The 11,758-nt window shown below is 55.4% G+C and carries 8 protein-coding genes; 4 read left to right on the top strand and 4 right to left on the bottom strand.

The annotated features are described in order from the left end of the window. Positions 1-22: 22 nt before the first annotated feature. From B2R17_RS14315 to B2R17_RS14300, 4 genes are all read right to left on the bottom strand, one after another. Positions 23-2,227: a CHASE domain-containing sensor histidine kinase gene (locus B2R17_RS14315; protein WP_286764517.1), complete on the bottom strand. Its 2,205-nt coding sequence runs from the start codon at positions 2,225-2,227 to the stop codon at positions 23-25. A gap of 93 nt (positions 2,228-2,320) precedes the next feature. After that, positions 2,321-4,312, bottom strand: coding sequence for an ABC transporter ATP-binding protein (locus tag B2R17_RS14310; protein ID WP_286764516.1), 1,992 nt, complete (start codon positions 4,310-4,312; stop codon positions 2,321-2,323). Between the two features lie 57 nt (positions 4,313-4,369). Next, positions 4,370-6,397, bottom strand: a complete 2,028-nt coding sequence (locus B2R17_RS14305; protein WP_339888820.1) for a BatA and WFA domain-containing protein — start codon at positions 6,395-6,397, stop codon at positions 4,370-4,372. Continuing rightward, entirely contained in the window at positions 6,394-7,428 is a 1,035-nt protein-coding gene (locus B2R17_RS14300) for a DUF58 domain-containing protein (protein WP_008662302.1), read from the bottom strand. The genes B2R17_RS14305 and B2R17_RS14300 overlap by 4 nt, the downstream gene beginning before the upstream one ends. A gap of 194 nt (positions 7,429-7,622) precedes the next feature. Between B2R17_RS14300 and B2R17_RS14295 the strand changes: the two genes are divergently transcribed. From B2R17_RS14295 to B2R17_RS14280, 4 genes are read left to right on the top strand one after another with little or no spacing between them, the layout of a single operon-like run. Next, positions 7,623-9,017: a vWA domain-containing protein gene (locus B2R17_RS14295; protein ID WP_286764514.1), complete on the top strand. Its 1,395-nt coding sequence runs from the start codon at positions 7,623-7,625 to the stop codon at positions 9,015-9,017. A 6-nt stretch (positions 9,018-9,023) separates the two neighbouring features. Next, positions 9,024-10,712 (top strand): sensor histidine kinase, encoded by a 1,689-nt coding sequence (locus tag B2R17_RS14290; RefSeq protein ID WP_286764513.1) that lies wholly within the window; start codon positions 9,024-9,026, stop codon positions 10,710-10,712. Further along, complete coding sequence (locus B2R17_RS14285; RefSeq protein ID WP_286764512.1) at positions 10,709-11,428, top strand: response regulator transcription factor; 720 nt, start codon at positions 10,709-10,711, stop codon at positions 11,426-11,428. Before B2R17_RS14290 ends, B2R17_RS14285 begins: the two co-directional genes overlap by 4 nt. Then, the gene (locus B2R17_RS14280; protein ID WP_286764511.1) at positions 11,425-11,628 is read left to right on the top strand and encodes a hypothetical protein; all 204 of its coding nucleotides are present in this window, start codon (positions 11,425-11,427) and stop codon (positions 11,626-11,628) included. Before B2R17_RS14285 ends, B2R17_RS14280 begins: the two co-directional genes overlap by 4 nt. Positions 11,629-11,758: the final 130 nt, after the last annotated feature.

Raw genomic sequence — 11,758 nt, 5'->3', positions numbered from 1 at the left:
ACACTAATTGATCGTGCGTTGCCTAGCCTTCAGACTCGGCTGACACAGGTGGCTCGACGCTTTCGAGTGGCATCACGATCTCTTTTGGCCAATGCAGGATGAACCTTGTGCCCTGCCCCAATTCAGATTGCAACTCGATCTTTCCGCCGTAGGTTTCGACGGTCTTTTTGATGATCGACAATCCCATGCCACTCGAGTTTTTCCAGTCCGCATTGGGAGCAACGGTACGAAAAATTTCGAACACCTTCTTCTGAAAACGCGACGCGATTCCCGGTCCGTCGTCTTCGACAATGAACTGAACTAACTCGCCGTGGTCAACCGCCGAAACGCATACTCTCCCGTCTGCGCGGTCATGGTGTTTGATCGCGTTGTTGATCAAGTTCCGCAGACACGTTTCCAGTGGTGCTTTCAGAGTCAATAACGTGGGCAGTTCCCCATCGATGCAAACTTGCATGGCATCTGGCTTTGCCAGCATCCCGAAGATCCTTCTTACCAGCTCATTTGTGTTGACCTGCGTCAATCGATCATGAACTCGCCCGGCGCGAGAATACTGAAGCAGATCATCCAGCAATTGCTCCATCCGGTCGATGCATTGCTTCAACGTTTTCAGGTGTTCCGCACTCTCGACGGGCAGCTCATCACCGGTGTCCTCCATCACCCAATCGGCCAGATGTTTGATGTTTCGCAGCGGGGACCGCAAGTCATGCGAAGCGACATAGGCAAACGCATCCAGATCCCGATTGCTTCGGCTCAACTCGGCGATTTGCTGTCGTATCAACGCATCAACGCGCCGCTGCTCGGTTACATCACGGACGATGATCGCCGCAAGTTGTTGTTCGCCATCATGCCAATAAGAGATCGAAATTCGCGCAGGAAAGGTCGCCCCGTCTTTCCGAATGCAAAGCAGTTCGTCGTCCGTGATCGATGACGAAGCGGACTCGTCGGTTCGAAGTGACCTTTCAAACAGACGACTCGCTGAGGTGCCAACCAACTCGTCTTCAGAGAACCCGAAGGCATCCATCGTCGACGGATTCCCATAGACCACCTGTCGTGATTGATCCAACAACACGATCGGATCATGAGCGGTGTCGCAGACGGCTTGGAACTGTTTCTGGGCTTTGCGAAACTCGCTGGTCATTTGTTCGGCAATTCGTTCCGCTTGCCGCTGTTGACGCCCGATCGATCCAATCACCAAAAACAGCAACACATCCACCAGCAGCCCGATGAACGCGACTGCCAAGCTAATCGCCGATTCGCCACCACTGATAAAATCGGGCTGGGATTCAAAGTGGATTGTCCAATCGCGTCCGCGAAGATGGAGCTGTTTCGTCAGCACAAAATCCGCATCGCCCTCGCTGGCCGGCCTCAACATTGGGAGGTGACTGCTGTAGAGCAAGTTGGCAGTCGACTCGCTCTCACCATCGTAGATTTTAAAATCGATGTCCGGCAGATTCGATTTCCGAATCCCGACCATCAAATCTCGAGTTCGAAAGGGCGCGTACACAAAGCCAACAATCGATGCCAATCGTTGATCTTTTCCATCAACCGTTTCGCCGTTTTCAAAGACCGGCAAGTACAGCAGGAAACCTTGTTGGACATCGTCCTCGGTTTCCTGCACCAATTTGACAACGCCTGAAATGGTGGGTTCGCCTGATGCGACCGCCGCGTCCATTGCCGCTCGCCGAGTCGCCTCGGAGTACATATCGAATCCGAAGGCCCGCTGATTCCGCCAATCGAACGGTTCGAGATAAACGATCGCTGTGTAGACATCGCGTTCACCTGCGGGCCGGATATCAAACTCGGGAAAACCCTCGGCGCGAACGGATTCGACAAAGGCATCTTTTTCATCCGCCTTTACAACCCGACTGAATCCAACTCCTTGAATCCCAGGGTAGTACTCCTGGAAACGAGAGTTCTCAAAGTAGGTCCGCCATTCGGCTCGTGAGACGTTGTTGGACGCTTCCATCAATCCAACGCCGCCGCGAAGCACCTGTTCGTATTCCAACATCCGTTGCTCGATCGAGACTTCCATTTCACTCACGCGAAACAGAAAGCGGTCCGACGCTCGATCGCGAATGTACTGGCTCGACAAAAACCAAGCGATGGCTGTCACGGTCAGCGAAATGGCAAGGATGCACCATGCCAATGCGGAACTGCGTGTCACCGCGAAGTCACGCAGGAGATTGATCGTTCGACCAAAAAGCGGTTGTGAGGTCGAATTCGTCATCTGCTATCAAAACCCTCGCGACACGTGGAACGCATCGCTGATTGCAAGCCAGGACGCTAACCGCGAATGATAAGCGATCACGCGAGTCCTGTCTCACCGACTGGTTTGCATGCCTTGATCCATTTGCAGCATCACCATGTCCCGATAACGGCCACCCCGTGCGACCAATTCGTCGTGGGTGCCTATCTCGAGCACTTCCCCGTCTTCCAGAACCACGATTTTGTCAGCGTTCATGATCGTGCTCAATCGGTGAGCGATCACGAACGCGGTTCGGTCCTGCAGCAACTCACTCAAACTGTCCTGGATCAGACGCTCGCTTTCACTATCCAAGTTGCTGGTCGCTTCATCCAAGATCAGGATTTGAGGGTCGGCCAGGATCGCTCGTGCGATGGCCAAACGCTGGCGCTGACCGCCTGACAACTTGACGCCGCGTTCTCCAATCACGGTGTCGTATCCCTCGGGGAACTTGCGAATGAACTCATCCGCGGCAGCCGCGTTTGCTGCCGAAATCACATCTTCACGAGACGCCCGCCGCCGTGCGTAGGCAATGTTCTCGTGAATAGAACCGTCGAACAAAAACACGTCCTGCTCCACAATCCCAAGCAGCGATCGATAGCTGGACAACTGAATGTCCCGCAGATCCCGACCGTTGAAACAAATCGCTCCTTCAGCGGGGTCGTAAAACCGAGCGATCAAGTTGGTCAGCGTCGTCTTGCCCGCTCCGCTGCGTCCCACCAAAGCAACCGTTTGTCCCGAAGCGACATCGAAGCTCACCTCTTTCAGCACCGGCGTCTCGGTTCCTGGATAGCGGAATGTCACGTTCTGAATGGACAGGTCCCCCACTCGCTGTTTCGAAGGCAACGAGATCGCACCCTCGCGACTGGGCAACTCCTCTTCCACATCCAACACGTCAAGCACGCGATCCAATCCAGCCAGATTGTTCTGGAACGCGACCGCACTGCCCGCGATCGTCGCCAGCGGATCCAACAACATTGTCAGGTAGACCAAGAACATCATCAGATCACCGAGCGTCAGATTGCCTTCGATGATTTGATAGCCGCCATAGAGCAGCAAGCCTGTAGAAGCGAGTGGAATCAACACTTCCCAGATCGTCTCGATGATCCGCATCCACCACCAAGTGAACAACTGTTGTCGAACCAGAAAGTCACCTTCCCGCACGTAGCGACTCGACTCGCTGCGAGATCGCGAAAACGTTCGCACGACGCGAATACCGCCAAAGGTTTCTGTCGCGCCGCTGTCGATCTTCTGCCGTTGCTTGCGCACATCTCGAAACAGAGGACGAATGCGGTTGATGTAGGTGCGGTGCGTCAACCAAACGGTCGGCAACAAAAACATCCCACCCAGCATCAGCTTCCAATCCACCAGCATCAGGATGACCAGACTGCCAATGAACTGAACGATCGCCCGCCAGGGGTTGTAAAGCATGCTGAAGATCAGATCCGCGACGCCACCTGCATCCTCTCGGATCAGACTGGCCACTCCGCCGCTCTTCATGGAATGCACGTGGTGCAGCGGCAAATGAACGGCGTGATCGAACACGGTCGCTCGGATGGACACTTGCGTTTTGTTGACCGCTTTGGTTGCGATCCAACGGCCCACCAAATTCACCGCGGTTCCGATGGCGGTCAGGACGGTCACCAACAATCCAATCGCGATCAGAACCCTCATTGGCGACGACATCGGGTCGCCCAAAATCTGGCTCAAATTTGGGATCGCGTTCACCCAATCCGGCAGGGGTTTGGGTGGACGAGTCAGCACCGAATCGATTGCCAACTTGGTTCCCAACGGCGGGATCAATCGCAACCCAATGCTGACCGTCAACAACGCCAGAGCCGTCAGAATGGCCCCCCTTTGTCCGGCAATCAGCTTCCAAAATGCAAGGAACAATTCGCGAAACGATCGCTCGCGAGCCCCGATCTTCTTTCCACCCGGACCACCACCGTGATGATGGCCGCCGCGGCCGCTGGCCAGATCCTTTTCAGTGTCCTGATTCCCTCGGCGATGACGATCACGAACCGCTTGACGATAGGCTTCGAAACGACGGCGGCTGGGCGAACTCGGCATCTAACAACAATGTGCGTGGAAACAAACGACCAATGAAATCATCGGGGTCCGTCAATCCTACGCCAACCGCCGTGTGTAGAACCACCACTCCAATGCCATCAACACCAACACGGCGATCAATAGCGGTCGCCAAAATTCGCGACGCACCTCGATTCCCGCATCGGTTGCCTCCACTGATTCGTACCCCAGCTCAACGGTCGGCTGCGATGCCAATCGACTTTCACGAGCATCGAACAAATTGACCGCAAACCGATCAACCACTTGGTCGGTTTCGGCGGCGATCAGTTGATAATTACCAGGCAGAGACGTCGAAACGATTTCGACCACCCCGCCCGCACCGACGGGTTGCTCGCCCAAGGATTCTTTTCTGCCTTGCTCAACCGTTCGCAAGACCTCGACCGATTCCAGAACGTTTTCGAGGCGAGCCATCACGGTTTGCCCTGGTTGATAACTCGGTGCCCCTGACGACTGAGCCGCCCCAGCCAGGTTCCTCAAGACATTGAACAAGAACACCGGCCAAGACCGTTCAGCGTACCAATTGGTGTTGGCCTGCATGTCACCCGATTCGTCTTCGCTGACAAGCGGGAACCCCAGCACCAAATCCTGGTATCCATCGCGAGAAGCAATCGCCATCACCGGACCGACGTCCGATTCCACCAAGGTCAGTGATCCCGATGGTCCTTCCACGGCTCGGCCGGAAAACACCAGCAACGAATACAGCTCCAAATACCGAAGCACCGGATGCGTTCGGTCGATGTCAATCAACGTCAACGCGCCCGACTCGGTTTTCCACTTCCAATCGTCGCTGGGTAATTCCCCCATGGTGAACGTGTTGGTCGGAGGAGAATCCTTGGGTCGGCATCGATCGTAAACTATCAAATCGTCGCGTCCCGATGCCACTCGTTTTTCATACGCCTCGGTTTCCATGTAGTCAGGCGTCACAAATTCGCAAGCCGCAATCTGCTGGCACTTCGGCGTTGTCAAACCCAGCTCGAGCGCTCGGTTGCCTGGAGTAACAACCAACACCGAAACCAGCCCCGCGGGAGTCAACGCCGCGAAAGCTTCGTTGTCGATCCTCAAATCGTCTTCGCTGTCAAGCTGCAACCGCAACGCAACCGCATCGGAAGATTCAATCGTGAACGACAATCCGGTTTGAGCCTCCGGTTCCAAATCCACCGACGCCGCATCCACCAAGTTTTGATCGATGTACAAAGACGCTTCCGTGGACTCATCCGACGTGCCCGTGTTCAGCACGGTCGCGAAAACCTGGATCTGATCGGGGTTCTGCAAATCACGCTGAGCCGAGAATGAAACGATCGCCAAGTTGCGGACCGCATCGGATCCAATCGCAACATAGGTTGGTTGCAAGTTGCCCAAACTGAACTGCGTCACATCGCCAAAGTTGCCATCGCTATACAGCATCAGTTCCGCGGGCATCGCGTCAGCGACTTGCACATCGTTGACGTCGCCAATTTCGCTGGTCCGACGCGGGTTGGCCAATCCGTCCGCCGCTCGCAGTGCTCCCAGAATATCCGTTGGTCGATTCGTGACTTCACACCGATCCAGTGCATCACGCAGACGATTGCGATCCGACGTGAACGCCTGCATCACTTCGGCTCGATCGCTGAATGTCACCAGCATCGCCGACTCAGAATCCGTCATCGTGTCAATGCGATCGCCGATTTGCCGGCGAGCTTCTTCAAACCGACTGCGACCGCTCCCCCCTGCCCCATCGGCGTCTTCCGCCGGTGCTTGCATGCTGGCGGACGTATCCAGCAGGAACACCATCCGGCCCAGCGAATTCGCTTCGCCTCGCATGCCTGGCCGGAACAAGGCAAGCGCCGCCAACAGCACCGCCAACAATTGCAGCAACAACAACAGGCTGTTGCGAAGCCGTTGCAGCAAACTATTGACGTGCAGATCCTCGATCGTTCGAGACCACAAATACGTGCTCGGCACTTCAACCGGCTCACGTCGCAGCTTCAAAAAGTAAAGCAGTACGATGCCCACTGGCACGCACGCCAACACCACCCACGGCAACACTCCCGACAAAGCCGGAATCCAACTCATTCCACCACCGTTCATCGCACGACCCCACGAGTTCGCAGGTACTTCGTGATCACCGTTTCAATCGGCGTGTCGGTTGGAACCATCACATGCACAATCGATCGCTTGGCACAGTACTGCCGAATTTGATTGAGGAATGCCTTGAGGTTGGCTTGGTACTTGTCCAACACAAATTGATTGACGGTGATCTCGGCCGCATCGCCGTCCTCGACATCAATCAACCGTCGGTCACCTCGCAGCGGCGGATCAATTTCTTCTTGTGACAGCACTTGCAACACAAACACATCCATTTGCCGACCGATCAACATCCGCAGTGCTGATTCGTAACCGGCTTTGTCCATCATGTCGGTGATCAGCACGACCACGCCGCTGCCGCCACCTCGCATCACAAAGTCCTTGACTCCATCGTGCAGCGAAACATTCTCGCCACCCGACAAACCATCCAAGTAGTTCAACATTTTCCAGAACGAACCACGCGATCGTAGCACCGGTGCATGCTGACCTTCCGCACCCATGGCTCGAACACAAACACGGTCACCATGACAAAGCCCCACGTATCCGAGCGCGGCCGCGAGTTGCTTGGCGACACGCAGCTTGTTCGGCGTTCCAAAGTTCATCGACGCGCTTGTGTCGATCAAGGCATGGAAGTGCAGGTCCTCTTCTTCTTGGAACAGTTTCAAAAACAACTGATCCAATCGGGCGTACAAATTCCAATCGATCAACCGAAGGTCGTCGCCAGGGACGTAGTTCCGAAAGTCCGCGAACTCGACGCTTTGACCTTTTCGACGGCTGAGCCGCTCGCCTTTCATCCGCCCGCGAAAAATCTTTCGGGAAACCAACTCCAACCGCTCGAGTCGCCCCAACAAGGCAGGAGTCAGCAACGGCCCGGACGCTTGCCGCTTGGCATCGGTCGGGGTGCTGACGGCGGGAGTCGGATCGGTCGTCGACGAAGCGGGTGCGTTGCTCATGGGTTGCAGTTTACCTGATTCACGCGCCGGTGGAGCACGCCACCGCACCTCAACTGTCTCTTCGTCGAGATCAGAAATCATTAGAAAAGCGATGACGGACGGTCCGATCGGAGGGGATTTCCCCGGCGAAACAGCGAGAATTCATTGGATGACATTTCTTTTACAATTGGCTGACACCCATTCGAACTTTTGGGCGACCTCTTTTCGTTCAATGAGTGACGTCCGAGCCATGTCCGGCTCGATCGCTAGTCCACTCTTGTCCCAGGAGCCTTCCGATGCGTTTCTCATTGTTGATGTTACTTGTTGCCGCCATGACGGTCTCACCGCTTCACCAAGCGAGTGCCGAACAAGTCAAGTTGGATGTCCGCTTGGTCCACCCCGTGATGAAAGCGGGTGAAAAGCAAACGAACCATTTGCGCATCGCACTGACCGGTTTTGAGCTGAAATCCATGGAAGAACGACCGCCCGTCAACGTCTGCTTGGTACTCGACCACAGCGGATCAATGAGCGGACAAAAACTCGCGCGAGCCAAAGAAGCTGCCGAAGCCGCGATCGATCGGCTGAGCAATGACGACATCGTTTCAGTCGTTCTGTATGACAGCAATGTCACCGTCTTGGTCCCCGCCACCAAAGCCACCGACCGAGCATCGATCAAACAAAAAATTCGCGGGATCCAAGCGGGCAGCTCCACCGCCTTGTTCGCCGGAGTCAGCAAGGGTGCCGCGGAAGTTCGTAAGTTCTTGGCCGACGAACAAGTCAACCGAGTCATCCTGCTTTCGGACGGCTTGGCCAACGTGGGTCCCAAAAGCCCACAAGAACTGGAAGGGTTGGGACGTTCGCTGATGAAGGAAGCGATTAGCGTTAGCACGCTTGGACTGGGTTCAGGTTACAACGAAGACTTGATGGTCGCGCTCGCATCAGTGGGCGGTGGCAACCACGCCTTCATCGAAGACGCCGACAGTTTGGTGGCGGTCTTCAACCAAGAGTTCGACGGTTTGCTCAGCGTCGTTGCGAACGAATTTGAAATCGTGGTCAAACTGGATGAGTCCGTCCGTCCCGTTCGCATGATCGGCAGCGAAGGAGACATCGAAGGCCAAACGATTCGCATTCCGCTCGCCCAACTTTATGCCAATCAAGAACGTTACTTCATCGTCGAAACCGAAGTATCACCCGGCACGGAAGACTCCACCCGAGACTTGGCAGAAGTCACGGTGCAGTATCGCAATCTGCAAACAGAAACCAAAGAGAAGCTCACCAGCAGCATTCAGGTCCGCTTCAGCGAGGAAGAGAAGATCGTCGAAGAGGCCAAAGACATGGAGGTTTACGCCTACTGCAGTTTGCAAATCACTACCGAACTCAATCGCGAAGCCACCGCGCTGCGGGATGCGGGCCAAGTCAAAGCAGCACAATCGTTGCTGAATCAAAATGCGGCCTCTCTCAACAAGCTCTACTTTGAGTGTGAAGCCAAAGGCGTGAACAGTGTGCTGCCCGAACTGAAATTGGCAGAAGAAAGCAACGAGATGCAAGCCGAAGCGATTGTCGATCGTTCCAAGTGGAATTCAACTCGCAAGAGCATGCGACAGTTGCAAAATGCAGTACAAAGTCAACAACCCTATTCGGTTGATGTGCCCAGCCTCTCGCCTTCCCCGTCCTCCGCCTCTGGCAAGTGATCGCTTTTGCTTCTCCGTCACGTTCTCGCATTGCTGTTGCTCATCGTTTCACCGCTGATCTTGATCGGCTGGTTTGGAACCGCCACGCTCGCGCGGCAACAACAGCAGCAACGTGAACAATTGCAACAACTCTTCGCTGGGCGACTTCGGGACTTGAGTTCCAACTTACGTCCCATCGCCCAGCGATATGAAACCGATCTGGGCGACCAACTTCGCGAGGCCAAGCGTGACCTGAATCGCCTGGCGGAACTTCGCCGCTCAACACCAATCGTTCGTTCAGTCTTGCTGGTCGATCGCGATGGGCGTTTGATCTACCCTCGCAAACCTGTTGTCGACGAAACCTCGGAAATGTTGTGGTATGCCGCCCTGAGTGAACTCGCTCGCGGTCGACCGATTGGAGAAATCGAGGAAGCCAATGCTCCTCGAGGTGATTCCGGATCCTTGTCGTCCATCAAGCAAAACCTCCCGCAGTCACGAACTTCCCGGACGTCAAAATCATCGTTCGCAAGCACCTCATCAACCACCAGCACTCGCTGGCAAAGTTGGTTCCACGAGGACGGCCTGCAATTGGTGCTCTGGTTGCCGCGATCCGACCAGACCGCCACCGGAATCGTTCTGGAACGAGGGCGTTGGATGGCGGACTTGGTCGAAGCCTTGCCCGCCACTTCCGCCGATGAGAGCGGGCGATACGAACTGCGAGACAGCACCGACCGAACGGTGTACCGCTGGGGCGACTCCAGTGAAACAATCGCCCCAATCCAACCGCTTGCCACCGTTCGAATGGAAGCACCATGGAACGGATGGCGTTTGATCTACACGCCGTCCACTGACGCGTCGCCGGGATGGCTAGCCGATGGAACCGTTCCATTGCTGGCAACCTTGTTAGCGCTCGCAACCACATTGTTGTTGCTGGGAGCATATGTCCTGACAACGATCCGGCGTCAAATGGCTTTGGCTCAACAACGTGTTAGTTTCGCCAGCCACGTGTCGCACGAATTGCGAACTCCGTTGACCAACATTCGCCTGTACGCCGAACTCGCCAAACGCGATCTGGACTCGGAAACGACGTCATCATCAGATAAGCCCAACCAACGAGGGCGGTTGCTGGAGCGTTTGGATGTGATCGAAGAGGAGAGTCAGCGTCTTTCTCGTTTGGTCACAGGCGTCCTCGACATGGTTTCGGGAAAAGGCAAACTACGTCCGACAATCGAAGCCCCCGATCAAATCATCCGCCGCGTCGTGGAAAGTTTTGCTCCCGCTTTCGAGAGTCTCGAGATCAAAACGAATCTGAAACTCAACGCCAACGAAGCAATCCCGATCGACACCGATGTGATCGAACTGGTCCTGGTGAACCTGCTCAGCAACGTCGAAAAATACGCGGCCTCTGGAAAGCGAGCCACACTGACCAGCGTCAAAACAGCGACCCTGATCACCATCGACGTGATCGACAAGGGTCCAGGGATCACCAAGTCGGAAGCGAAACGCATCTTCGAACCCTTCGAACGACTTGACGATTCCTTGTCCGCACCAGCGGGAACAGGCCTGGGACTGGCGATCGCCCGCAACGCGGCCCGTCGGCACGGTGGCGAACTGACCTGGATTCCTTCCGAGTCGGGATCACATTTTCGCTTCATTCTGCAACCGGTGAACCCAACTTCCAATCGTGTCTCGTCTTCCCAAACCGAACCATCATGACCCGGATTTTGATCGCCGAAGATGACCGGCACACCCGTGCTGCCCTGGAGGAATTGCTGGGTGCGGAAGGCTACGATGTGGCAACAGTCGGTGATGGCCTTTCCGCGTCAAAAATGATCGAAGCAAAGAAGTTCGATTTGGTGTGTCTGGATGTGATGATGCCGATGAAGAGCGGTTTTGACGTTTGTCGACTTCTGCGTGCCGAAGACCACCGGACGCCGGTAATTTTCATCACCGCCAAGGGCGACGAGATCGACAAAGTGGTTGGGCTGGAACTGGGAGCAGACGACTACATCAGCAAACCGTTTGGATCGCACGAAGTCATCGCCCGAGTCAAAGCCGTCCTCAGGCGCTGCCAACCGGAACCCAGCCAAGCTCCCTGCGTAAAAGACCCGACCACGCATGTCACGTTCAACATGGACGACTTGCAAGTCACCCCATCAAAGCTGCGAGCCACTCGTGGCGATGCGACCATTGAACTCACTGCAAGAGAACTGCAAATCTTGATCTTGCTGCATGACGCTGACGGGGATGTGGTGCATCGCCAAACGCTGTTTCAAGAATGCTGGGGTCCCGGCCGAGTCCCCAACAGCCGAACAATCGATCAAACCGTCAGTCAACTCCGCAAACGCATCGAACGCGATCCCAAACACCCACGCATCATCCAAACCGTTTATGGCCTCGGCTACCGCTACGAGTGCAAGGCTCACCCATGAAAACGCTCACCCTTTCGATTGCCTGCTTGGTCACGTGGTGTTGTGCTTCCGCTCATGCCGCTGATCTGCGAATGCAATTCTTGTTCGATGGTCCAGCTCCAACCCCTGAACCGCTCGAGGTCGACAAAGACAAAGCAGTCTGCGGCCAATTGAACTTGCTCGATGAGCGTCTGCTGCTAAGCAGGAATGATTGGGTTTAATCTCGTGAGCCATTTGGGTGTTAACCTGGACCGCGAAATGTTTTCTGTTGTAGGGCGTATTCGTTTGCGCAAGTTTCCATCCCGGTAGGGATGTCAGATGGTAGCCGTCGGTAAGCGATAGCGCCACCGA

This window comes from Rhodopirellula sp. UBA1907, from assembly GCF_002337565.1.
In the GTDB taxonomy this organism is placed as follows: domain Bacteria; phylum Planctomycetota; class Planctomycetia; order Pirellulales; family Pirellulaceae; genus Rhodopirellula; species Rhodopirellula europaea.
This window is presented reverse-complemented; position numbering and strand designations above follow the sequence as displayed.